Below are 23399 nucleotides of genomic sequence, written 5' to 3'. Positions count from 1 at the left end.
CTGACATACGGGGACGGGGCGGCCCGAAGGCGGGGGCCAGATACACGATGGCGTGCGACTAAGCGCACGCCATCGTGAGAAGCGAAAACAGTCAGCCCTTACGCGCGGCTGGCCTGCTCACGGACTTCAGCTGCGAAGTCCACTTCTTCCTTCTCGATACCTTCACCGACTTCCATGCGCACGAAGGATACCACTTCACCGCCGGCAGCCTTGACGAACTCGGCGACGGTCTGGTTCGGGTCCTTGACGAACGGCTGTTCGGTCAGGCTGTTTTCAGCCAGGTACTTCTTCAGACGGCCCTGGGACATCTTCTCGGCGATTTCCGCCGGCTTGCCAGCCATGTCCGGCTGAGCAAGGATGATGGCCTTCTCGGCGTCCATCTGTTCCTGCGGCATGTCTGCCGGACGTGCACAGACCGGGTTCACGGCTGCGACGTGCATGGAGACGTCCTTGGCCGCGTCAGCGGTGCCGCCCTGCAGCAGGGTCAGAGCCGCGATGCGACCGCCGTGGACGTAACCACCGACGACACCACCGGCCGGCGCTTCGACCAGCTCGGCGCGACGCACGGAGATGTTCTCACCGATCTTCTGAACCAGCTGACCACGAGTGTCTTCCAGCTCGCCTTCCATCAGGGAAGCGATATCGGTGTTCTTGGTCTCGAACACGCGGTCGGCGATCAGCTTGGTGAAGGCCTGGAAGTTGTCATCGCGAGCGACGAAGTCGGTCTCGGAGTTGACTTCGACCATCACGCCATAGCTGGCATCGTCGGCGACCTTGATGACGATGGCGCCTTCAGCGGCCACACGGCCAGCTTTCTTGGCGGCCTTCAGGCCGGAGTTCTTGCGCAGGTTCTCGATCGCGAGCTCGATGTCGCCACCGGCTTCGGTAAGAGCCTTCTTGCATTCCATCATGCCGAGCGCAGTACGCTCACGCAGTTCCTTGACCATAGATGCGCTGATAGCTGCCATGGGATGAAACCTCTGTCGTGTCGACGTCTTTGAATACGGGAATTCGGTCACGACCGCTTGAGCGGTCGCAAATGAGGGGGCCGTGGCCCCCTCATTGCCTGACCTGACTGCCGCTTGGCTAGGCCATGCCGCACTTAGTGTAGCGCAGCGTGTGTGACAGTCAGATCAAGCCGCCAGGATCACTCTGCTGCGTCTTCTTCAGCCGCAGTTTCGACGAACTCACCGGCCAGCTCTTCTTCCTTGTTCTTGCCACAGGCGCCTGCAATTGCCTGGACATAGATCTGGATGGCACGGATGGAGTCATCGTTACCCGGGATGACGTAGTCCACGCCGTCCGGGTTGGAGTTGGTATCGACGACGCCGATGACCGGGATGCCCAGCTTGTTGGCTTCGTTGATCGCGATGCGCTCGTGGTCAACGTCGATCACGAACATGGCGTCCGGCAGGCCGCCCATTTCCTTGATACCGCCGATGGAACGCTCGAGCTTGTCCTGCTCACGAGTGGCCATCAGGACTTCTTTCTTGGTCAGCTTCGCGAAGGTACCGTCTTCATGCATCTGCTCGATTTCGCGCAGGCGCTTGATGGACTGACGGATGGTCTTGAAGTTGGTCAGCATGCCGCCCAACCAGCGATGGTTGACGTACGGCTGGCCAGCCTTGCGAGCTTCTTCCTTGATGATCTTGCCGGCAGCGCGCTTGGTGCCCACGAACATGATCTTGTTGCCATTGGCAGCCATCTTCTCGACCACTGACACGGCTTCGTTCAGCGCCGGCAGGGTGTGCTCGAGGTTGATGATGTGGATCTTGTTGCGAGCGCCGAAGATGAACTTGGACATCTTCGGGTTCCAGTACTTGGTCTGGTGACCGAAGTGTGCGCCTGCCTTGAGCAGATCGCGCATGTTGACTTGCGCCATGTGAATATCTCCTGGATATCGGGTTGGGCCTCCACGTCCCCCATGGATCCGACCGCTTGCGCGGCACCCGGGACCATGTGACGGAACGTGTGTGGATTGGGGTTATGTACGTCAGTCCTTTCAATGTCGCCTCGGCCAGATGCCCGGAGGTGGCCGATCGAGGAGAATTTGCAGGAAAGCGCGCGGCTTTATACCATAGCTCGACCACGATATGAAGTCGCGACTGCCCGACACGGCACGCGATGCGTCGCGCCATTCCCCCGCCACGCGCGGCCTGGCGGCGTTTCATCCCTCTTATCTCCTGCCTCGAGTCCTCATGAACATTCCCATCAAGACAGCTGAAGAAATCGACAAGATGCGCGTCGCCGGCCGTCTGGCGGCTGAAGTGCTGGAGCTGCTCGACGAGCACGTCCGTCCCGGTGTCACCACGGGCGAGCTCAATCGCATCGCTCACCATCACATCACCGAGGTTCAGGGCTGCATTCCGGCACCGCTCAACTACCACGGCTTCCCGAAATCGATCTGCACCTCGATCAATCACGTGGTCTGTCACGGCATCCCCGATGACAACAAGAAGCTCAAGAAGGGTGACATCCTCAACATCGACATCACCGTGATCAAGGACGGCTATCACGGCGACACCTCGAAGATGTACATCGTCGGGGAACCGACCATCCAGGCGGAGCGCCTGTGCCGCATCACCCAGGAATGTCTCTACAAGGGCATCGAGCTGGTACGCCCGGGCGTGCGTCTTTCCGAGATCGGTCGCGCCATCCAGAAGCATGCCGAAGCGGCAGGTTACAGCGTCGTGCGTGACTTCTGCGGCCACGGTATCGGTGCCGGCTTCCATGAGGACCCGCAGGTGCTGCACTATGACGGCTACGAAGCCCGTGCCGACGCCGAGCTCCTGGAAGGCATGTGCCTGACCATCGAGCCGATGGTCAATGTCGGTGGTTACAAGGTGAAGGTACTCAAGGACGACTGGACAGCCGTGACCAAGGACAAGAGCCTGTCCGCGCAGTGGGAGCACACCCTGCTGGTCACCGCCACCGGCGTCGAGGTGCTGACACGTCGCACGGAAGAGGACCTCTCCTTCCTCGAGGGTTGATCACGATGCTCCTGCACCACTACCACTTCGTCGAGCGTGAAGCGCTCTACGATGCCGTCACCTTCGACGGCGAGCTGGCCACGACGAAGACGCCCATCCCGCTGTTCAAGCGGGCTCTGGCACAGGTACAGGAGCGTCTCGAGGCCCGCTTCAAGGCGGGTGCCGACATCCGCGACCTCATCCATGGCCGAGCCCGCGCCATCGATCGCCTGCTGGCCATCGCCTGGCAACGCCAGGCCTGGCCGGATGATGGCATCGCCCTGCTCGCCGTGGGCGGCTATGGCCGCGGTGAGCTGCACCCGCACTCCGACATCGACCTGCTGCTGTTGCTGGAGCAGGACGATGACATGCCCTACCGTGAGGCGCTGTCCGCCTTCATCACCTTCCTGTGGGACATCGGGCTCGAGATCGGCCAGTCGGTGCGCTCGCTGAGTGACTGCGAACGTGAGGCCCGTGCCGACGTCACCGTGATCACCAACCTGCTGGAATCCCGTGTCATCGCCGGCCCGCAGCGGCTGCGCGAGGCCATGCGCGAGCGCCTGGGTACCGACCATCTGTGGCCGGCCGAGGCCTTCTTCGAGGCCAAGTGGCAGGAGCAGATCGCTCGCCACCACAAGTTCGCCAATACCGAATATCACCTCGAGCCCAACATCAAGTCATCCCCCGGTGGCCTGCGCGATATCCAGATGATCGGCTGGGTCGCCAAGCGTCACTTCGGGGTCGAGCGCTACGACAACCTCGTCGAGCTGGGCTTCATGAATGACGCCGAGCTGCGCATCCTCAGCCAGGGCCAGGCCTTCCTGTGGCAGGTGCGCTTCGCGCTGCACATGCTGGCCGGGCGCGCCGAGGACCGGCTGCTGTTCGACCACCAGCGCACCATCGCCGAGCTGTTCGGCTTCCAGGACACGCCCGAGCACCTGGCGGTCGAGCAGTTCATGAAGCGCTACTATCGTCACGTCACCGCCCTGGCGGGCCTCAACGACATGCTGCTGCAGCACTTCGATGAGGCCATCCTGCGCCATGACGAGCCGGTCAACATCGTGCCGCTCAATCCGCGCTTCGAGATTCGCAGCGGCTACATCAGCCTGCGTGAGGAAGGCGTGTTCCGCCGTCGCCCCGCCGCGCTGCTGGAGCTGTTCCTGCTCATGGCCCAGCACCCCGAGATCGAGGGCGTGCGCGCCGACACCATCCGCGCACTGCGTGATCATCGTCACCAGATCGATGACGCCTTCCGTGACGACGTCCGTCACCAGAGCCTGTTCATGGAGCTGATGCGCTCCGGCGGCAACGTGCCACGCGTCCTCAAGCGCATGGCGCGCTACGGCATCCTCGGCAAGTACCTGCCGGCCTTCGGTCGTGCCGTCGGCCTGATGCAGCATGACCTGTTCCACGTCTACACCGTCGATGCCCACACCCTGCGTCTGCTCAAGGTCGCCCAGGAATTCCGCGCCCCTGACGCGGAAGAGGAATTCCCCGTCGCCGCCGCCTTGATCCGTGAACTGCCCAAGCTGGAATTGCTGTGGATCGCGGGGCTCTATCATGACATCGGCAAGGGACGCGGCGGCGATCACTCCGAGATCGGCGCACTGGAAATCGAGGACTTCGCCCGCCGTCATGATCTCAGCCAGCGCGACACTCGCACCCTGAGCTGGCTGGTGCGCCACCATCTGCTGATGTCGATGACCGCACAGAAGCAGGACATCGCCGACCCCGAGATCATCACGCGCTTCGCCGAGATCGTCGGCGACGAGACGCATCTCGACTACCTCTACGTGCTGACGGTGGCCGACATCAATGCCACCAACCCCTCGCTGTGGAATGGCTGGCGAGCGGCGCTGCTGCGTCAGCTGCACATGGAGACGCGCCGGGCGCTGCGACGGGGCCTGGAGCATCCGCCGGAACGCCACGAATGGATCGCCGAGACCCGCGAGGAAGCCCTGTCACTGCTGGCCGGCATGGGCACCTCACGCAGCGACGCCGAAGCGCTGTGGGCCAGCCTCGGTGACGACTACTTCGTACGCTACGCGCCCAGCGAGGTGGCCTGGCACACCCAGGGCATCCTGGCACGTCAGGCATCGCCCCAGCTGGACGAGCATGGCGAACCTCTGCCGCTGGTGCTGACCAGTGCACCCACCGAAGAGATGACCGAAGGCGGCACCAAGGTCTTCATCCATACCCGCTCGGTGGACAACCTGTTTGCCGCCACGGCGGCGGCACTGGAGCAGCTGGGGCTCTCGATCCACGATGCACGCATCGCCACCTCGAGCCACAACTGGACGCTCAACACCTTCATCCTGCTCGACGATGACGGTGAGCCGATCCGCGATGCCGCACGTCTCGCCGACATCCGCACCCATCTGGTCGAAGAGCTGGATGATCCGGATGACTACTCGGTGATCGTCAACCGTCACACGCCGCGTCAGCTCAAGCATTTCCGCATCGCGCCACGCATCACGCTCAGCCAGGACTACACCAATGGCCGCAGCGTGCTGGAAGTGATCGCCTCTGACCGCCCGGGTCTGCTGGCGCGCATCGGCCGCGTGTTCATGGAGCACGAGATCGCCATCGATGCCGCCAAGATCGTCACCCTGGGCGAGCGCGTCGAGGATATCTTCTTCATCACTGACCGCGCCGGTGAGCCGATCACCGACCCAGAGCGCCAGACGCGCCTGCGTGATGCCCTGACCGAAGTGCTCCAGGTCGGCGAGCGCGGCTGACGCGTCAGGCAGGCATGAACAGCGAGAGGCCGCCGGCACCCCGCGATTGAGGGGACCGGCCGCCTTCCCTATAATCGCGAGTCGACCTGCATGGCAGTCCGGCGGACTCGCGGACGCCTTCCTTCCTGCTCGGCCGGCAGCCTGACTGCCACGGCCATCACCCATGGAACGTGCATGAACCCGGATCTCGACCAGCTCAAGCCCTACCCGTTTGAAACCCTGGCCAAGCTGCGCGAGGGCGTCGTCCCCAACCCCGCTCTGGACCCGATTGCGCTGACCATCGGCGAGCCGCGTCACGCGCCGCCCGAGTTCGTGCTCGACACCCTGCGCGAGCACATCATGGGCGTGGCCAAGTACCCCGCCACCGGCGGCCTGCCGGAATTGCGCTCCGCGATCGCCAGCTGGCTGGAGAAACGCTTCTCGCTCAACGCCACCCCGGATATCGACCAGCAGGTCCTGCCGGTCACCGGCACCCGCGAGGCACTGTTCGCCTTCATCCAGGCCTCGCTGGACAGCACGCGTCCGGCGCGCGTACTGGTGCCGAACCCCTTCTATCAGATCTACGAAGGCGCGACGCTGCTGGCCGGCGGCGAGGTCACCTACCTGCCCTGCCCCGCCGAGAACGGCTTCCGCCCCGACTACGCCGCGGTGCCGGCCGAGGTATGGCGTGACACCCAGATCGTCTTCGTCTGCTCGCCGGGCAACCCCACCGGCGCGGTGACGCCGCTGGCCGACTTCCAGCAGCTGATTCGCCTCGCTGACGAGCACGACTTCCTGATCGCCTCCGACGAGTGCTATTCGGAGCTTTACCTCGACGAAGCCACACCGCCGCCGGGCCTGCTGCAAGCCTGTGCCGCCATGGGTCGTGATGACTACGCGCGCTGCGTGGTCTTCCACTCGCTGTCCAAGCGCTCCAACCTGCCGGGCCTGCGCTCCGGCTTCGTGGCCGGCGATGGCGAGGTGATCCGTCGCTTCCGTCACTACCGCACCTATCACGGCTGCGCGATGCCGCTGCACCACCAGCACGCCTCCATCGCCGCCTGGAATGATGAAGCCCACGTGCTGGCCAATCGCGACGCCTACCGCGAGAAGTTTGCCGCCGTGACCGAGATCCTCGCGCCGGTGATGGACTTCCCGACCCCGGAAGCCAGCTTCTATCTCTACCCGGCCGTGCCGGGCGGGGATGACGCCGCCTTCACCCGCGAGCTGCTGCGTGAAGAGGCCGTCGGCGTGCTGCCGGCAAGCTACATGGCGCGTGAGGTGGACGGCGTGAATCCGGGCGCCGGACGCATTCGTCTGGCGCTGGTGGCCGAACTGGAACAGACCGTCGAAGCCGCCCAGCGCCTGCGTCGCTTCGTCGAACGCCTGCGCTGAGCGCCAGACCCGCACGGGCTGACAACAGCCCAATACTGGATGACAGCCCCGCACGGCGGGGTGGACTGGCTAAAGGAGACCGCCATGCACGTGCTCTACGGCATCAAGACCTGCGATACCTGCCGCAAGGCGCGCCGCGCCCTCGATGGCCGGGGCGTGCCCTACCGCTGGCATGACCTGCGTGAGGATGGCCTCTCCGCCAGCCTGCTGGAATCCTGGCTGGAGCAGACCGCCTGGAGCAACCTGCTCAACAAGCGCAGCACCAGCTGGCGCAACCTGAGCGATGAACAACGTGACAGCCTCGATGCCAACTCGGCACGCGCACTGATGCTGGAGCACCCGACCCTGATCAAGCGCCCTATCCTCGAACGCCATCCGGCCGAGGACGAGGTGGATCTGGTGATCGGCTATGACAAGGCGGTCTACGAACCGCAGGACTGAGTTACCTCTTACACCACTGGACACCCCGGAGATTGACACGATGTTGAGCCTTGCCCTCGGAATCGGCACCCAGAACACCACCGGCGACTGGCTGGAAGTCTACTATCCTGCCCCGCTGTTCAAGCCGACCGCTGCCGTTGCTGACGCCGCTCGCAAGGCACTGGACGCACCGGCCGGCACCACTGCCACCAGCTTCCTGCCGGAGCACTGTGCCGCCCTGGCCAGCGCCCTGCGCGACGCCGGCGACAGCGCCCAGGCCGAACTGGCCGAAAGCCTGGCCAGCTCCCAGCGCCCGCTGGTCGCGATGTTCCTCGAGGAAGATGCCGCGCCGCAGAGCGTGCCGGAGGTCTACCTCAAGCTGCACCTGCTGTCCCACCGCATGGTGCGTCCGCATGGCATCGACCTGACCGGCATGTTCGGTCTGCTCAAGAATGTCGCCTGGACCAGCGAAGGCGCCATCGACATCGAGGAGCTGCCGGCGCGTCGTCTCAAGGCCCGCCTGGAAGGTCGCACGCTGTCCGTGGACTGCGTCGACAAGTTCCCGAAGATGACCGACTACGTGGTACCGACCGGCATCCGTGTCGCCGATACCTCACGTGTGCGTCTGGGTGCCTACCTGGGCGAAGGCACCACCGTGATGCACGAAGGCTTCTGCAACTTCAATGCCGGCACCGAAGGCCCGGGCATGGTCGAAGGCCGTATCGCTGCGGGCGTCTTCGTCGGCAAGGGCTCTGACCTGGGCGGTGGCTGCTCCACCATGGGCACCCTGTCCGGTGGCGGCAACATCATCATCAAGGTCGGCGAAGGCTGCCTGATCGGCGCCAATGCCGGCATCGGCATCCCGCTGGGCGATCGTTGCACCGTGGAAGCTGGCCTCTACATCACCGCCGGCACCAAGGTCATGGTCTTCGACAATGCAGGCAAGGAAGTCGAGACCGTCGCGGCACGTGAGCTGGCGAACCAGGATGACCTGCTGCTGCGTCGCAACTCCATCACCGGTCGCGTGGAATGCCTCACCAACAAGAGCGCCATCGCGCTCAATGATGCCCTGCACGCCCACAACTGAGGCGCGTGACGGCTGCCTGTCAGGCAAGTGAGCCAGACAGGTAGCCGCGGCATCTTCCGGCTCGGGCAGCGATGCTCGAGCCGGCACGAAGACATTTCGTCTCCCCCGAATTTCGCGTTGCCGCCCCTCGCGGCGACGCCTGCAGCGATGGCCCATGATGACTGATTCACACGCACCGCTTCCGTCACGCCCCAGCAATCTCTCGCCGACGCTGGAACTGGCCTTCGACCTGATCGAACGCCCTTCCGTCACACCGGATGATCTGGACTGCCAGGCCCTGATGATCGACCGTCTCGAGGCGCTTGGCTTCACGATCACCCGCCTGCCCTTCGGTGATGTCGAGAATTTCTGGGCAGTACGCGGTCATCATGGTCCGGTACTGGCCTTCGCCGGCCACACCGATGTCGTGCCCACCGGCCCGGAAGCCAACTGGCAATATCCGCCGTTCTCACCGTGCATCGATGACGCCGGCTTCCTGTGTGGCCGTGGTGCCGCCGACATGAAGGGCTCGCTGGCCGCGATGCTGACCGCCACCGAGCGCTTCGTGACCGCCAACCCGGACCACGAAGGCCGCATCGCCTTCCTGATCACCTCCGATGAGGAAGGCCCGGCGGTTCACGGCACCCGCGCGGTGGTCGAGTATCTGCGCGAGCACCACGAACGCCTGGATTACTGCATCGTCGGCGAGCCGTCCTCCACCGACTACGCCGGTGACGTGATCAAGAATGGCCGTCGCGGCTCGCTCGGCGCCGTCATGCACGTGAAGGGCGTGCAGGGCCACGTGGCCTATCCGCACCTGGCACGCAACCCGATCCACGAGGCCGCCCCGGCACTGGCCGCCATGGCCGCTGAACACTGGGACGACGGCAACGACTTCTTCCCGGCGACCAGCTTCCAGATTTCCAACATCCGTGGCGGTACCGGCGCGACCAACGTCATCCCCGGCGAGCTGGAAGTGGTGTTCAACTTCCGCTATTCCACCGAGCTGACCGCCGATGACCTCAAGCGTCGCACCTACGAGATCCTCGAGAAGCACGGGCTGGACGTCGAGATCGAGTGGAACCTGAGCGGCGAGCCCTTCCTGACACCGGAAGGCGCGCTGGTCGATGCCGCCGTGCACGGCGTGGAACGCGCGCTGGGCCGCAAGCCGGTACTGTCCACCTCCGGCGGCACCTCGGACGGGCGCTTCATCGCCACGCTCGGCACCCAGGTGGTAGAACTGGGGCCGGTCAACGCGACCATCCACAAGATCGATGAACGCGTCATGGCCAGCGACCTGGACCAGCTCTCCAGCGCCTATGAACACATCCTGGAATATCTGTTTGTCCCCGCGACCCGAGAGACCACGGCATGAGCGACACCCCGCACACTGACTCCGATGAGCAATACCCGGACATCGAGATCTACCTCAAGCCCTTGAGCCTGGAAGCGCTCGGTGCCTGGCTGGGCGAGCAGTTCGGGCAGGTCGTCGTCTTCCAGCCGGCCGGCAAGCTGCAGCACCGGACCCGCCTCACGCGTGACGGCGCCGAGATCGCGGTACTGGTCGTGGAGAAGGTCGCTGACGGGTTCGCCAGCCTGTGGTTCGACAGCGCCAGCACTCCCTGGGTACGTGATGTCGACTGTGCTCGCGCCGCCGCCCGAGGGCTGCAGGTCGAGGCGCGCTGCTCGCTGGGCAGCTGGCAGCCAGGCGATGAGCCGGACCGCTTCTTCCGCGTCATGGCCGATGGCAGCGAAGAGGCCTTCACCTGGCCAGACCAGGGCTGAGTGACGCGACGCTCGTCACCCCAATGTGCAGGCCATGAACGACAACGCCCCGCAGGCTAGCCTGCGGGGCGTTGTCGTCTTTCACTGAGCGAGTCAGCGATCAGGTGATGACCGTCACGTCATCCGCCTGCAGGCCACGCTCATTGCTGATGACGTGGTAACGCACCTTCTGACCTTCGGCCAGCGTGCGATGGCCCTTGCCACGGATGGCACGGAAGTGCACGAAGACATCTTCACCGCTCTCGCGGGTCACGAAGCCATAGCCCTTGTTGACGTTGAACCACTTGACCTCGCCGATCTCACGATCGTCGTCCTCGACTTCGGCCAGCGCCGCGGAACGCGGTGTCAGCACCGGAATGGCCAGGGTGGCGACCAGCAGCAGAATGAAGACGGCGACGGCAGCAGCGGCGTAGGCCAGTTCAAAGCCCTCGACGCTGAGTGCCGTGGACAGCGTGTCGGCCAGCTCGCCGCCGGTCAGGGTGATGAAGACGGCAATCAGCAACGGTGCCGGCAATGCCAGCAACAGACTGATGATGAAACAACGGAAGAACGATTTGGAACTCATCAAGATAAACTCTCTAAGCAATGGATTAAGGTGGAACGCGACAAGGCAGAAGGGGGTACTTCAGATGATCCATATCAGAATGTTCTGCCAGACGCCGCAGCAAGGGCAGAATCCGGGAGGATGACGACACGCGATGCGACCGTCAGTCGTCGGACCTCTGCCTGAACGCAACGCCTCACGGCGATGCCCGTGGCTGTGACTGACACTCGGTGTCAGCCTGGCCACGTCGTGGCTCATGATGCGAGTCTCCCCACATCAGTCGATGGAACCGGCAGCCATGTCAGTGCCAGAGGCGAAACTGGCAGGTGCCGTCAACAGGTGCACTGCGCGAAAAGAAGGCAGAACACACCGATATCAGTCTAACACGCCTCACCAGAATGCGTCTGATGCCACCACGTGCCTCCCCTCAACCCTTGTCGGTCCGCTTGTGGCTGGTGGTATCCTCACGCCACTGACTCGCCCACCGGGACTGACACCTCTCTTCAGGAGTTCATAGCGCATGTCGACCCCGACCGATCTCCCCGGCGATGCTCGGCTGGAAGCACGCCTGGAAGCGCTCGAAAGCCGCCTGGCCCACCAGGATGACTGGCTGGAGACGCTGGATCGCACCGTGATTGCCCAGCAACGCCAGATAGAGACGCTCGAGCGCCTCACCGCGCTGATGAGCGCGCAGCTGCGCCAATTGCGCGAATCTGGCAGTGAACGGACACAGACCGACTCACTGTCGCCTGCCGATGAGCTTCCTCCTCACTACTGAAGCGAGCACTGGCACCTGTGATCAAAACGCAGAACGGCCCCGCAGCGCATGCCACGGGGCCGTTCTTGTGCGTGCCTCCCTGACGGCCTGTCAGGAGACGCGAGCGCGGAGGGTCAGGCCATTCAGGCAGTCAGACCATCCAGATAGCGCTCGGCGTCCAGCGCCGCCATGCAGCCAGTACCGGCAGAGGTGATCGCCTGGCGATAGACGTGATCCATCACGTCACCACAGGCATAGACACCGGGGATGCTGGTCTGGGTGGCATTGCCTTCCAGGCCGGACTGGACCTTGAGATAACCGCCCTGCATCTCCAGCTGGCCTTCGAACAGGCTGGTATTCGGACGATGGCCGATGGCGATGAACACCCCCATCGAGCTCAGCTCCTTGGTGGCGCCACTCTCGACATGACGCAGACGCACGCCGGTGACGCCGGAGTTGTCACCCAGCACCTCATCCAGCGTGTGGTGCCATTCCACCGCCATGTTGCCGTTCTCGACCTTGTCGAACAGCTTGTCCTGCAGAATCTTCTCGGCGCGCAGGCTGTCGCGACGGTGCACCAGGGTGACCTTGGAGGCGATGTTGGACAGGTACAGCGCTTCCTCGACCGCGGTGTTGCCGCCACCGACCACCACGACTTCCTGATTGCGATAGAAGAAGCCATCACAGGTCGCGCAGGCCGAGACGCCCTGGCCCATGAACTGCTGCTCGCTCGGCAGGCCCAGATACTGTGCACTGGCACCGGTGGCGATGATCAGCGCATCACAGCTGTAGCTGCCGTTGTCACCCTTGAGCAGGAACGGACGCTCGCCGAGAGTCACTTCGTTGATGTGATCGAACAGGACTTCGGTCTCGAAGCGCTCGGCGTGACGGCGCATGCGCTCCATCAACTCCGGTCCCTGCACGCCGGCATCATCGCCCGGCCAGTTGTCGACATCGGTGGTGGTGGTCAGCTGGCCACCCATCTGCATGCCGGTGATCAGCAGCGGCTTGAGGTTGGCACGCGCGGCATAGACGGCAGCGGTGTAACCCGCCGGGCCGGAGCCGAGGATGATCAGACGTTCGTGACGGACATTGCTCATGGATGACCTCAGGACAGATGAAGGCGGAAAATTCACCAGACGCCGGGTGACGACTGATGATCTATGTACTGAGCGATGCGGACAGCGTCTGCGATCGGCATGGCTCAGGACACGGAGTGGATGGTGAACAGGGACTGCGCAGATTAGCGCAGACGCGCCGAGCTTTCAGCACTGCGCTCAGACCGGCATCGCAGAAGCTTATGACGCTAGCCTCAGATACACGGAAGCCGCCGCCAGGGGCGACGGCTTCCGGTTCGCCTGCCAGTCGAGCCACTCATGGGAGGGTGTCGAAAGGCGGACGCTCGATCAGTCAGCGATGACGCGGCTGATCGCTACCAGGCAGCGACTTACAGGCTGCTGGAGTGACCTGCCAGGTACTTGGCGACACCTTCCGCGGTGTCCTTCATGCCTTCCTGACCTTCTTCCCAGCCTGCCGGGCAGACTTCGCCGTTGGTCTGGTGGAACTGCAGGGCCTTGACCATGCGGACCATCTCGTCGACGTTGCGGCCCAGCGGCAGGTTGTTGACGACCTGGTGCTGAACGACACCGTCTTCGTCGATCAGGAAGGACGCGCGCAGTGCGACGCCAGCTTCCGGGTGCTCGACACCGAAGGCCTGCACGATTTCGTGCTTGACGTCAGCCACGATCGGGAAGCCGACTTCACCGATGCCGCCAGCGTCCGGAGAGGTCTTGCGCCATGCGTGGTGAGTGAACTGGGAATCGATGGAAACACCGATGACTTCAACGCCGAGTTCCTTGAACTTCGCCAGACGGTTGTCGTGGGCGATGATTTCAGACGGGCAAACGAAGGTGAAGTCCAGCGGCCAGAAGAACAGCACACGCAGCTTGCCGTTGGAATCAGACAGCTTGTAGTTGTCGACGATGGTACCGTCGCCCAGCACAGCTGCGGCTTCGAAATCCGGGGCCTGACGTCCGACCAATACGCTCATGGTGATCTCCTGAGAAATGATGATGGAAGGCGCAAAGCCGCCTTCGTGATGAATCGCCACACAGACTAATCGCCTCAGGTGGCAGATGCCAAATGTTTGGCGCAATCACCATCATAGAGTTTGCCTATGAAAGCTCGATGACGATGCCTGCTGCGCCGGAATCATAAGTGACCTCTGAAACAGAATACAGTATCTCCTGTGCGCTGCTCGGGATTCTCGCTCTTGCGGCGCGATTCGGGGCAGATGCGCTGAATCAGGGCACCTGAGATCGCGTCTGAGATCGCCCCCGAGGTCAGAGCACGTCATCGTCCTGGCCGATATCCAGGCCGTCCAGCTCACCACTGACGGGGTCCACCTGCTGGCGCACCTGAATCGGCTGACAGCAGCGCTCGCAGTCGATGATGTTGGTCAGACTGCCCTCGTCCAGATCCAGGAACACCGTGAAGGGCGTGTCACAGTAGGGGCAGTTGATTTCCGCCTCGTGCAGCGCCTCACTGGTCACGCCCTCATGCTTGTCCTCGAGCAGCTCATGCCCCGGCCACTCATCGGACTGCCCCGAGGAATGCTCCGCCAGCCACTGCTCGACGGCAGCATCCAGTACCTCGTCATCTTCCGGCAACTCACCCGGCTCACGCCCTTGATCACTCATGCCAACCTCCGTCATGTCATGTGAGAGATGCGATTGATCGCGGCGAAAGCCTTGCCAGCGGCTGACAGTCCACGAGCCATGAGCGCCATGCTCACCTCCCTCACGATGTCTCTCATCCGTCTCTATGGCAGCGAACGCGACGCGGGGTTCCTCACTGCGCACTATCCTCAAGCAAGCAGGCGCTTGAATTCCGGTCAGATGATGACCATAGCCTTATATAGGCAGTATCCCGCGATTTGGCAGTCGCTCTCAGGCGACGCGTCGCAGCCGGCCAAGGCACCTGACGCACCTGTTGGATGACACATCAGCAGTCTGGCCGGTGAAGACAACGACAAGGAGGAGAATCATGGGTTCCCAGCGCTCTCAGTCACTGGATTCGCTCAATACCCTCTCCGAACTGCAGGTCGGAGACAGGCAATATCACTACTACTCGCTCAAGAAGGCCGCCGAGTCGCTTGGCGACCTGACGCGACTGCCCTTCACGCTCAAGGTGTTGCTGGAGAACCAGCTGCGCTTCGAGGATGGTGACACTGCCACCAAGGACGACATCAAGGCGCTGGCCGACTGGCAGAAGACCGCCTCCAGCACTCATGAGATCGGTTATCGCCCGGCCCGGGTGCTGATGCAGGATTTCACCGGTGTGCCCGGGGTCGTCGACCTGGCCTCCATGCGTGACGCCGTCAAGACACTGGGCGCGAACCCCGAGAAGGTCAATCCGCTGACCCCGGTGGATCTGGTCATCGACCACTCGGTGATGGTGGATCACTACGGCGACCCGAGCGCCTTCAAGGACAACGTGCGCATCGAGATGGAGCGCAACCGCGAGCGTTACGAGTTTCTGCGCTGGGGCCAGCAGGCCTTCGACAACTTCTCCGTCGTCCCGCCGGGTACCGGCATCTGCCACCAGGTAAATCTGGAATATCTCGGTCGCGCCGTCTTCACCCGCGAGGAAGATGGCAAGACGCTCGCCTACCCTGACACCCTGGTCGGCACCGACTCCCACACCACCATGATCAATGGCCTGGGCGTGCTGGGCTGGGGTGTCGGCGGGATCGAGGCGGAAGCCGCGATGCTCGGCCAGCCGGTCTCGATGCTGATTCCGGAAGTGGTCGGCTTCAAGCTGACCGGCAAGCTCAACGAAGGCATCACCGCGACGGACCTGGTGCTGACCGTCACCCAGATGCTGAGAAGCCGTGGCGTGGTCGGCAAGTTCGTCGAGTTCTATGGTGATGGCCTGGACGACCTGCCACTGGCGGACCGCGCGACCATCGCCAACATGGCGCCGGAATATGGTGCCACCTGCGGCTTCTTCCCGCTGGATGACGAGACGCTCAACTACATGCGTCTGTCCGGCCGCTCCGATGAACAGGTCGCGCTGGTCGAAGCCTATGCCAAGGAGCAGGGTCTGTGGCGTGAGCCGGGCCATGAGCCGATCTTCTCCGACACCCTGGAGCTGGACATGGGTGAGGTCGTCGCCTCTCTGGCCGGCCCCAAGCGTCCGCAGGATCGCGTCGCGCTCACCGACATCAAGCAGACCTTCGAGAAGATCCTCGATGACCAGCTGGGTCAGATTCCCGCGGTCGAGGACGGCAAGTGGCTGTCCGAGGGTGGCCAGACCGCCGTCGATGTCGAGCAGAGCTACGAGAAGGATACCGACTACAGCGAGCTGGACGGCGAGACCTTCCGTCTCGATCACGGGGACGTGGTCATCGCCGCCATCACGTCCTGCACCAACACCTCCAACCCCAGCGTGATGCTGGCGGCAGGCCTGGTGGCCCGCAAGGCGCGCGAGAAAGGCCTGCGCACCAAGCCATGGGTCAAGACCTCTCTGGCACCGGGTTCCAAGGTCGTCACCGACTATCTCGCCTCGGCGGGGGTTCAGGATGACCTCAACGAGCTGGGCTTCAATCTGGTCGGCTATGGCTGCACGACCTGCATCGGCAACTCCGGCCCGCTGCCGGACCCTGTCGAAGCCGCCATCAACGAGCGTGACCTGACGGTCGCCTCGGTGCTGTCGGGCAACCGCAACTTCGAGGGTCGCGTGCATCCCAACGTCCGCACAAACTGGCTGGCGTCACCGCCCCTGGTGGTGGCCTACGCCCTCGCCGGCACCGTGCGCACCGACCTCTCCAAGGAGCCGCTGGGCAAGGACAACGACGGCAACGATGTCTTCCTCAAGGACATCTGGCCCACCCAGGCGGAAATCGCCACGGCCGTCGAACAGGTACGCACCGAGATGTACCGCAAGGAGTACGCTGAAGTCTTCGACGGCGACGAGACCTGGCAGGCCATCGAGGTACCGGAAGCCGAGGTGTATGAGTGGAAGGATTCCACCTACATCCAGCATCCGCCGTTCTTCGAAGGCATGGAGCGCGAGCCAAAGGCCGTGCAGGACGTCGAGAACGCTCGCGTGCTGGCCATGCTCGGCGACTCGGTGACCACTGACCACATCTCACCGGCCGGTGCCATCAAGCCGGACAGCCCGGCGGGTCGCTACCTCAAGGAGAACGGCGTCGAGGTCAAGGACTTCAACTCCTATGGCTCACGTCGCGGCAACCATGAGGTGATGATGCGCGGCACCTTCGCCAACGTGCGCATCCGCAACGAGATGCTCGATGGCGTCGAGGGCGGCGAGACACGCCACGTGCCCTCCGGCGAGCAGATGGCCATCTACGATGCCGCCATGAAGTATGCCGAGGAAGGCACGCCACTGGTGGTGGTCGCGGGCAAGGAGTACGGCACCGGCTCCTCACGTGACTGGGCCGCCAAGGGCACCCTGCTGCTGGGCGTACGTGCGGTGATTGCCGAGTCCTATGAGCGTATCCACCGCTCCAACCTGATCGGCATGGGCGTGGTGCCGCTGCAGTTCCCCGAAGGTGAGAGTCGCCAGTCTCTCGGCCTGACCGGTGATGAGGAAATCAGCATCAGCGGTCTGAATGACCTGACGGCCGGCGGCAAGGTCCAGGTCACCTTCAAGAGCGACAAGGGTGAGCAGAAGATCGAGGCGCTGTGCCGCATCGATACTGACAACGAGCTGGAGTACTACCGCCACGGCGGCATCCTCCACTACGTGCTGCGCGGCATGCTGTAACCCGCCAGCCGCTGACCGCAGCGCTGACAGCAATACAAAAGCCCCCGCAGGCATGGCCTGCGGGGGCTTCTTCATTTGCACACTCTGTTTCAGGCAACCTGTTTCAGGCAATCTGCTTCATGCGCTCACTGACGGGTCAGACGCAGGCGCGATCAGAACGCCTTGCGACGGTAGGCGCGGTAACGCGGCTGCCAGAAGTTCTTCTCGATGTTGGCCTGGATGATCTCATCGCTGGAGGTCAGCGCCACGCCATCGGCCTGGGCCTGACGTGCCACGTCGAAGGCGATCTGACGGCTGATGTCCTGGATGTCGCCCAGTGACGGCAGCAGCGCGCCCTCGCCCTTCAGGACGATGGGAGCGTTGTTGGCCAGCGCATTGGCCGCGGCCATCAGCATGTTGTCGGTGATGCGTGAGGCGCTGGATGCCAGCACACCCAGACCGATGCCCGGGAAGATGTAGGCATTGTTGCATTGGGCGATCGCGTGGGTGTGGCCGTTGTGCTCGACCGGCGCGAACGGGCTGCCGGTGGCGACCAGTGCCTTGCCGTCGGTCCACTCGATGACTTCCGCCGGTGTCGCTTCGACGCGTGAGGTCGGGTTGGACAGCGGCATCACCAGCGGGCTCTCGCAACCGGCCTGCACGGCACGAATCACGTCTTCGCTGAACAGGCCACGCTGGCCGGAGACACCGATCAGCACGCTCGGCCTGGCGGCCTTGACCACATCCAGCAGGCCGCGGTCACCGAAGTCGGCCACGCTCTCGACGTCGTGAGCCAGACGGCTCTGGAAGTCGTAGAGGCCTTCCATGTCGCTGGTCAGCAGGCCGAAGCGATCGACCATGAAGACACGCTTGCGGGCCTCGGCCTCGTCCATGCCTTCCTTGACCATCGCCACCACGATCATCTCGGCGATGCCACAACCGGCACTGCCGGCACCCAGGAAGGTGACGCGCTGATCGGAGAGCTTCTCGCCCTTGGCCTTGCAGGCCGCCATCAGGGTCGCGACCACGACGGAGGCGGTGCCCTGGATGTCGTCATTGAAGCAGCAGACTTCATCGCGGTAACGCTCGAGCAGCGGCATGGCATTGGCCTGCGCGAAATCCTCGAACTGGATCATGGCCTTCGGCCAGCGACGCTTCACGGCTGTGATGAACTCGGCCACGAAGGCGTTGTAGTCATCACCGGTGACGCGCTCGTGACGCCAGCCCATGTAGCGCGGGTCGTCGAGCAGCTTCTGGTTGTTGGTGCCCAGATCCAGCGAGATCGGCAGGGTATAGGCCGGGCTGATGCCGCCACAGGCGGTGTACAGCGACAGCTTGCCGATGGGGATGCCCATGCCGCCGATGCCCTGATCGCCCAGGCCCAGGATACGCTCGCCATCGGTGACGACGATGACCTTGACGTTGTCCTTGGTCGCGGAGCGCAGGATGTCATCCATGTGCTCGCGGTCCGGGTAGGAGATGAACAGGCCGCGGTGGTTGCGGTAGATGTTGGAGAACTCCTCGCACGCCTGACCGACGGTCGGGGTGTAGATGATCGGCATCATCTCCTCGAGGTGCTCCTCGATCACGCGGAAGAACAGGGTCTCGTTGTCGTCCTGCACCGAGCGCAACAGGATGTGCTTGTCGAGGTCGGTGGCGCACTGCTGATACTGGCTGTAGACGCGCGCGACCTGCTCTTCGATGCTCTCGACATTCTGCGGCAGCAGGCCCATCAGATTGAAGCTGACACGCTCCTCGAGGCTGAAGGCGCTGCCCTTGTTGAGCAGCGGCATCTCGAGCAGGCTCGGGCCGGCGTAGGGAACGTACAGGGCGCGCTTGGAAGTATCCGTCATGGCGAGACTCTTGAATCAGTGGGGACGACCTCACGCTCGGCAAGCTTTTCGGCATGCCGGCAGACACGCGCAGCATGCCCGCTGAAGCACCGCAGAAGACCTGCTGGCAACCGGGCGTCCGAGGGACCTTTCGACGTGCAGTTTCCACGTGCGAACAAGGCATGATGATAGCACGCGCAGTGCTATCTCCGGCAGCCTGTGCAGGGTCGGCGTGCGTTGCGCAGACAAGGGTGCTGCATGACGAGAAACGCCCCGCTCATCCCCCTGACGGGGAAGGAGCGAGGCGTTCGCGATCACGTGCGGGGAATGGCTCAGGCCAGATCGGCACGCGATGCCGGCTTGCGCGGCGCAAGCGCGAAGAACGGGCGCAGCTTCACGCCCAGCATGTTGCCGGCGAAGGCCATCACCAGCCACAGCCAGCCATGCAGGCTGCCGGAGGAGATGCCACCGAAGTAGGCACCGATGTTGCAGCCGAAGGCCAGGCGCGCACCATAGCCCAGCAGCAGACCACCCAGCACGGCAGCCACCACCGAGCGCAGCGGAATGTTCCACTTCGGCGCGAACTTGCCGGCCAGCAGCGCCGCCGCCAGCGCCCCCACCACGATACCGATGTTCATCACCGTAGTGATGTCTTGATAGAGCGGTGCGGCCAGTGCCTTGGCATTGCCCGCCGCCTGCCAGTAGCCCCAGTCACTGACATCGAAGCCCAGCGCGGTATAGGCCTTGGTGCCCCACAGCGCGAAGGCCGAGGTGATGCCCCAGGGACGACCAGCCAGCGCCAGCGTCACGAAGTTGAGCAGCGCCAGCGCCACGGCACCCGCCAGCAGCGGCCAGGGGCCCCGCAGAAAGCGTGACAGACCACGCGGCTGACTGTCGGTCACGGCGGCCTTCTCGAGCTCACCGTGACGGCGCTTCTCCAGCGTGCGTGTCACCACCACGATGATGGCGAACAGCACCAGGCTGACGATGATGCCACCCAGCGCGCCGAAGCTGTCCACCAGCGAGACGGCGGGCAGCGACGGCAGGCTCTGCCACCAGCTGAAGTGCGCGGTGCCGATCACCGAGCCGACGCAGAAGAAGATCAGGGTGATCACCATGCGCGCATTGCCGCCACCGACGGTGAACAGCGTGCCCGAGGCGCAGCCGCCGCCCAGCTGCATGCCGAGCCCGAACAGGAAGGCACCGACCACCACCGAGATACCCAGCGGCGAGACGAAGCCGGAGACCTCCTGCCCCCACAGGCTGCCCGAGGCCAGCACCGGGAAGAACAGCACCACGGCGATCGCCAGCATCAGCATCTGGGCACGCAGGCCGCGTCCTCGGCGCTCGGTGATGAAGACTCGCCAGGCGGAGGTAAAGCCGAAGGCCGCGTGGTAGAGCACCACGCCCAGCGCGCCCCCCACCAGCAGCAGCAAGCCTTGGCGCCAGCCGGACACCATCCCCAGCAGGATGGCAGCCACCACCAGCAAGCCTCCGGCCAGAATGGCCTTCGGGTTGATGGCGGTCGTCGGCAGGCCGGACTGGCTGGCCTTGCCGGGTATCGCATCGTGACTCATGTCTTGCTCCTTGAACGAAGTCGTCATGTCGCGTTCATCAATGCGGCAAGCCTAACGCGTTGCCTTATAGCTGTGAACGAATTTTCAGCACGCCATCCATTCCGCCATGGAATATAAGTCACCCCCGTCAGCTCACCTCCCAGACGACGACGCCCGCCATCGAAAGCGATGGCGGGCGTCTGGTGCCGGGCTGTGCGGGGTGTCCTCGAGATTACACGAAGTTGCCCAGACCGACGGCACGACGCAGGCGCTCCATCATCGGCGCGGCCTCATCGCGCGCACGCTCGGCACCACGCTTGAGGATGGCTTCGACATGTGCCGGATCTTCCATCAGCTCGACGTAACGCTCACGCGGCGCCTTGAGATGGTCGTTCAGGTATTCGAACAGCTGATTCTTGGCATCGCCCCAGCCAATGCCGGCGGCGTACTGCTCACGCATGGCGGCGACTTCCGCCTCGGTGGCGAAGGCGGAATAGATCTGGAACAGCGAACAGGTATCCGGGTCCTTCGGCTCCCCCGGCTCCAGCGAATTGGTCTTGATCTTGCGCACGCTCTTGAGCAGCTGCTTCTCGGTGCCGAACAGCGGAATGGTGTTGTTGTAGCTCTTGGACATCTTGCGGCCATCGAGGCCCAGCAGCAGCTGGGATTTCTCGTCGGTCACCGCCTCGGGCATGGTGAAGTAGTTGCCCTTGAAGAGGTGGTTGAAGCGCCCGGCCATGTCACGCGCCATCTCGATATGCTGGATCTGGTCACGCCCCACCGGCACCTTGTGGGCATTGAACATCAGGATGTCCGCCGCCATCAGCACCGGATAGCTGAACAGCCCCATGCTGATGCCACGATCCACGTCCTCGATGCCCGCTTCCTCGTTCTCGGCCACGGCGCCCTTGTAGGCATGCGCACGATTCATCAGGCCCTTGGCGCAGACACAGTTGAGCAACCACATCAGCTCCGGAATCTCCGGCACATCCGACTGGCGATAGAAGATGGCGTTGTCGGTGTCCAGCCCCAGCGCCAGCCAGGTGGCGGCGATCTCACGGCGGGATTCCTGCACGCGCTTCGGGTCCTGACACTTGATCAGAGCATGGAAATCGGCGAGGAAATAGAAGGACTGGACCGTCGGGTCCTGGCTGGCCTCGATGGCGGGCTTGATGGCGCCGACATAGTTGCCGAGGTGAGGGGTGCCGGTGGTCGTGATGCCGGTAAGAACGCGGGTCTTGGTCATGGATGCACTTCTTGGGCGTCTGAGTCGGGGAGCGTGCCACTTGGCGGGACCTGCTCACAATGAATCACGACAGGGCACGACGGCGCGCATCACGATGCGATGAACCCGCCATGTCCTGCCGCTGCATTGCGCTCATCTTACCCTGAGGGGCATGGCCTTCGTAAGGGCCGGACAGACGACCAGCGCCCCATGCACCCCATGTACCCGCCGGCAGGTGTCAGCCCTTTGCCAGGGCATCTTCCAGCGAGATCACCGGCATGCCGAAGGCAGCGCCGACTTCCGCAATCGTCAGCTGGCCGGCATGCACGTTGAGGCCTGCCGCGAAGTGACGATCTTCCCGCAATACCTTGCGATAGCCGCCATTGGCGAGCTTCACCACATAAGGCAGCGTCGCGCTGGTGAGTGCCTGGGTCGAGGTACGCGCCACGGCCCCCGGCATGTTGGCCACGCAATAATGCACGACACCATCGACGAGATAGGTCGGTTCCGCATGGGTCGTGGCGCGACTGGTCTCGAAACATCCGCCCTGATCGATCGCGACATCCACCAGTACCGCACCGGGCATCATGTTGCGCAGATGCTCGCGACGGATCAGCTTGGGGGCCGCGGCACCGGGCACGAGCACGGCCCCGATGATCAATGCCGAATGGCGTACCGCTTCATCCAGCGCCTCGGACGTCGAATAGACCGTACGAATCTGTCCCTGATAGCGGTGATCCAGCGTCTCGAGGCGGTTCAATGACGTATCGAGAATCACCACCTCGGCACCCAGCCCCAGCGCCATGCGCGCCGCGTTCTCCCCGACCACACCGCCGCCGATCACCGTGACCCGCGCCGGTGGCACGCCAGGCACACCGGGCAACAGCACCCCCATCCCGCCTTGCGCCTTCTCCAGCGCATGCGCGCCGGCCTGGATCGCCATGCGCCCGGCAACGCGACTCATGGGTGCCAGCAGCGGCAGACCACCGGCGGTGTCGGTGATGGTCTCGTAGGCAATCGCGGTCACCCCGCTATCCAGCAGGCTTTCGGTCAGCTCACGGGCGGCGGCCAGATGCAGGTAGGTGAACAATGTCTGGCCGCTGGTGAGACGCGCCACCTCGGCCGGCTGAGGCTCCTTGACCTTGAGTATCAGCTCGGCCTCACGAAAGACCTGCTCGACATCCGATTCAAGACGAGCCCCGACCCCCTGGTACTCGGCGTCACTGAACCCACTGCCCTCACCCGCACCACGCTCGACGATGACGTCATGGCCATGGGCAATCAGCTCTCGCACCCCGGCGGGCGTCAGAGCGACACGGTATTCGTGGTTCTTGATTTCCTTCGGCACGGCGATCTGCATGACG

19 protein-coding genes are annotated in these 23399 nt (G+C 63.7%); 9 read left to right on the top strand and 10 right to left on the bottom strand.

Annotation, left to right across the window (positions count from 1 at the left end; translation table 11 throughout):
* Nucleotides 1-98: 98 nt before the first annotated feature.
* Both tsf and rpsB read right to left on the bottom strand, forming a co-directional pair.
* A complete protein-coding gene (gene tsf, locus HXS65_RS14240; RefSeq protein ID WP_065392492.1) occupies nt 99-968 on the bottom strand; it encodes a translation elongation factor Ts in 870 nt (289 codons plus the stop codon).
* A 179-nt stretch (nt 969-1147) separates the two neighbouring features.
* Nucleotides 1148-1882: a 30S ribosomal protein S2 gene (gene rpsB / locus HXS65_RS14235; RefSeq protein ID WP_065392491.1), complete on the bottom strand. Its 735-nt coding sequence runs from the start codon at nt 1880-1882 to the stop codon at nt 1148-1150.
* A 316-nt stretch (nt 1883-2198) separates the two neighbouring features.
* Here rpsB and map point away from each other — a divergent pair, with 316 nt between their 5' ends.
* The 7 genes from map to HXS65_RS14200 all read left to right on the top strand — a co-directional run bounded on the left by map (nt 2199) and on the right by HXS65_RS14200 (nt 10352).
* Nucleotides 2199-2990 carry a type I methionyl aminopeptidase gene (gene map / locus HXS65_RS14230; RefSeq protein ID WP_077378170.1) on the top strand — a complete coding sequence of 264 codons (792 nt, stop codon included), beginning with the start codon at nt 2199-2201 and terminating at the stop codon, nt 2988-2990.
* A gap of 5 nt (nt 2991-2995) precedes the next feature.
* Nucleotides 2996-5707, top strand: a complete 2712-nt coding sequence (locus tag HXS65_RS14225) for a [protein-PII] uridylyltransferase (protein ID WP_136939612.1) — start codon at nt 2996-2998, stop codon at nt 5705-5707.
* Nucleotides 5708-5881: 174 nt separating this feature from the next.
* Nucleotides 5882-7081 carry a succinyldiaminopimelate transaminase gene (gene dapC, locus HXS65_RS14220; protein WP_176494242.1) on the top strand — a complete coding sequence of 400 codons (1200 nt, stop codon included), beginning with the start codon at nt 5882-5884 and terminating at the stop codon, nt 7079-7081.
* Between the two features lie 84 nt (nt 7082-7165).
* Nucleotides 7166-7522 (top strand): arsenate reductase, encoded by a 357-nt coding sequence (locus tag HXS65_RS14215; protein WP_176494241.1) that lies wholly within the window; start codon nt 7166-7168, stop codon nt 7520-7522.
* A gap of 40 nt (nt 7523-7562) precedes the next feature.
* Entirely contained in the window at nt 7563-8588 is a 1026-nt protein-coding gene (dapD, locus tag HXS65_RS14210; RefSeq protein ID WP_176494240.1) for a 2,3,4,5-tetrahydropyridine-2,6-dicarboxylate N-succinyltransferase, read from the top strand.
* Between the two features lie 157 nt (nt 8589-8745).
* The gene (gene dapE, locus HXS65_RS14205; RefSeq protein WP_084209577.1) at nt 8746-9942 is read left to right on the top strand and encodes a succinyl-diaminopimelate desuccinylase; all 1197 of its coding nucleotides are present in this window, start codon (nt 8746-8748) and stop codon (nt 9940-9942) included.
* A complete protein-coding gene (locus HXS65_RS14200) occupies nt 9939-10352 on the top strand; it encodes a hypothetical protein (RefSeq protein WP_176494239.1) in 414 nt (137 codons plus the stop codon). Before dapE ends, HXS65_RS14200 begins: the two co-directional genes overlap by 4 nt.
* Nucleotides 10353-10452: 100 nt before the next feature.
* Here the strand turns inward: HXS65_RS14200 and HXS65_RS17645 are convergent, their stop codons facing one another.
* Nucleotides 10453-10917, bottom strand: coding sequence for a cold-shock protein (locus tag HXS65_RS17645; RefSeq protein ID WP_077377808.1), 465 nt, complete (start codon nt 10915-10917; stop codon nt 10453-10455).
* A 499-nt stretch (nt 10918-11416) separates the two neighbouring features.
* Between HXS65_RS17645 and HXS65_RS14190 the strand changes: the two genes are divergently transcribed.
* Nucleotides 11417-11674 (top strand): SlyX family protein, encoded by a 258-nt coding sequence (locus HXS65_RS14190; protein WP_077377805.1) that lies wholly within the window; start codon nt 11417-11419, stop codon nt 11672-11674.
* A gap of 122 nt (nt 11675-11796) precedes the next feature.
* Here the strand turns inward: HXS65_RS14190 and trxB are convergent, their stop codons facing one another.
* From trxB to HXS65_RS14175, 3 genes are all read right to left on the bottom strand, one after another.
* A complete protein-coding gene (trxB, locus tag HXS65_RS14185; RefSeq protein ID WP_077377802.1) occupies nt 11797-12753 on the bottom strand; it encodes a thioredoxin-disulfide reductase in 957 nt (318 codons plus the stop codon).
* Nucleotides 12754-13100: 347 nt separating this feature from the next.
* Nucleotides 13101-13703 (bottom strand): peroxiredoxin, encoded by a 603-nt coding sequence (locus tag HXS65_RS14180; protein ID WP_065392448.1) that lies wholly within the window; start codon nt 13701-13703, stop codon nt 13101-13103.
* Between the two features lie 292 nt (nt 13704-13995).
* Entirely contained in the window at nt 13996-14352 is a 357-nt protein-coding gene (locus HXS65_RS14175; RefSeq protein ID WP_084207812.1) for a CPXCG motif-containing cysteine-rich protein, read from the bottom strand.
* A 346-nt stretch (nt 14353-14698) separates the two neighbouring features.
* On the opposite strand from HXS65_RS14175, the gene acnA reads away from it, so the two are divergent.
* A complete protein-coding gene (gene acnA / locus HXS65_RS14170) occupies nt 14699-17443 on the top strand; it encodes an aconitate hydratase AcnA (RefSeq protein WP_077377793.1) in 2745 nt (914 codons plus the stop codon).
* A 152-nt stretch (nt 17444-17595) separates the two neighbouring features.
* Here the strand turns inward: acnA and HXS65_RS14165 are convergent, their stop codons facing one another.
* The 4 genes from HXS65_RS14165 to ald all read right to left on the bottom strand — a co-directional run bounded on the left by HXS65_RS14165 (nt 17596) and on the right by ald (nt 23395).
* Nucleotides 17596-19275, bottom strand: a complete 1680-nt coding sequence (locus HXS65_RS14165; RefSeq protein ID WP_077377790.1) for an NAD-dependent malic enzyme — start codon at nt 19273-19275, stop codon at nt 17596-17598.
* Nucleotides 19276-19586: 311 nt separating this feature from the next.
* A complete protein-coding gene (locus tag HXS65_RS14160) occupies nt 19587-20831 on the bottom strand; it encodes a YeeE/YedE family protein (protein ID WP_176494238.1) in 1245 nt (414 codons plus the stop codon).
* A gap of 211 nt (nt 20832-21042) precedes the next feature.
* A complete protein-coding gene (locus HXS65_RS14155) occupies nt 21043-22056 on the bottom strand; it encodes a tryptophan--tRNA ligase (protein ID WP_084207810.1) in 1014 nt (337 codons plus the stop codon).
* A 217-nt stretch (nt 22057-22273) separates the two neighbouring features.
* Entirely contained in the window at nt 22274-23395 is a 1122-nt protein-coding gene (gene ald, locus HXS65_RS14150) for an alanine dehydrogenase (protein WP_077377781.1), read from the bottom strand.
* Between the last annotated feature and the right edge of the window lie 4 nt (nt 23396-23399).

Source organism: Cobetia sp. 5-25-4-2, from assembly GCF_013374075.1.
Lineage (GTDB): Bacteria > Pseudomonadota > Gammaproteobacteria > Pseudomonadales > Halomonadaceae > Cobetia > Cobetia marina.
The sequence above is the reverse complement of the archived record's forward strand: the minus strand, read 5'-3'. Positions and strand labels throughout refer to the sequence as shown.

What these genes read in the sequence shown, in the direction of transcription:
- tsf (WP_065392492.1), bottom strand. Translation starts at nt 968, where the DNA reads ATGGCAGCTATCAGCGCATCTATGGTCAAGGAACTGCGTGAGCGTACT.
- rpsB (WP_065392491.1), bottom strand. Translation starts at nt 1,882, where the DNA reads ATGGCGCAAGTCAACATGCGCGATCTGCTCAAGGCAGGCGCACACTTC.
- map (WP_077378170.1), top strand. Translation starts at nt 2,199, where the DNA reads ATGAACATTCCCATCAAGACAGCTGAAGAAATCGACAAGATGCGCGTC.
- HXS65_RS14225 (WP_136939612.1), top strand. Translation starts at nt 2,996, where the DNA reads ATGCTCCTGCACCACTACCACTTCGTCGAGCGTGAAGCGCTCTACGAT.
- dapC (WP_176494242.1), top strand. Translation starts at nt 5,882, where the DNA reads ATGAACCCGGATCTCGACCAGCTCAAGCCCTACCCGTTTGAAACCCTG.
- HXS65_RS14215 (WP_176494241.1), top strand. Translation starts at nt 7,166, where the DNA reads ATGCACGTGCTCTACGGCATCAAGACCTGCGATACCTGCCGCAAGGCG.
- dapD (WP_176494240.1), top strand. Translation starts at nt 7,563, where the DNA reads ATGTTGAGCCTTGCCCTCGGAATCGGCACCCAGAACACCACCGGCGAC.
- dapE (WP_084209577.1), top strand. Translation starts at nt 8,746, where the DNA reads ATGACTGATTCACACGCACCGCTTCCGTCACGCCCCAGCAATCTCTCG.
- HXS65_RS14200 (WP_176494239.1), top strand. Translation starts at nt 9,939, where the DNA reads ATGAGCGACACCCCGCACACTGACTCCGATGAGCAATACCCGGACATC.
- HXS65_RS17645 (WP_077377808.1), bottom strand. Translation starts at nt 10,917, where the DNA reads ATGAGTTCCAAATCGTTCTTCCGTTGTTTCATCATCAGTCTGTTGCTG.
- HXS65_RS14190 (WP_077377805.1), top strand. Translation starts at nt 11,417, where the DNA reads ATGTCGACCCCGACCGATCTCCCCGGCGATGCTCGGCTGGAAGCACGC.
- trxB (WP_077377802.1), bottom strand. Translation starts at nt 12,753, where the DNA reads ATGAGCAATGTCCGTCACGAACGTCTGATCATCCTCGGCTCCGGCCCG.
- HXS65_RS14180 (WP_065392448.1), bottom strand. Translation starts at nt 13,703, where the DNA reads ATGAGCGTATTGGTCGGACGTCAGGCCCCGGATTTCGAAGCCGCAGCT.
- HXS65_RS14175 (WP_084207812.1), bottom strand. Translation starts at nt 14,352, where the DNA reads ATGAGTGATCAAGGGCGTGAGCCGGGTGAGTTGCCGGAAGATGACGAG.
- acnA (WP_077377793.1), top strand. Translation starts at nt 14,699, where the DNA reads ATGGGTTCCCAGCGCTCTCAGTCACTGGATTCGCTCAATACCCTCTCC.
- HXS65_RS14165 (WP_077377790.1), bottom strand. Translation starts at nt 19,275, where the DNA reads ATGACGGATACTTCCAAGCGCGCCCTGTACGTTCCCTACGCCGGCCCG.
- HXS65_RS14160 (WP_176494238.1), bottom strand. Translation starts at nt 20,831, where the DNA reads ATGAGTCACGATGCGATACCCGGCAAGGCCAGCCAGTCCGGCCTGCCG.
- HXS65_RS14155 (WP_084207810.1), bottom strand. Translation starts at nt 22,056, where the DNA reads ATGACCAAGACCCGCGTTCTTACCGGCATCACGACCACCGGCACCCCT.
- ald (WP_077377781.1), bottom strand. Translation starts at nt 23,395, where the DNA reads ATGCAGATCGCCGTGCCGAAGGAAATCAAGAACCACGAATACCGTGTC.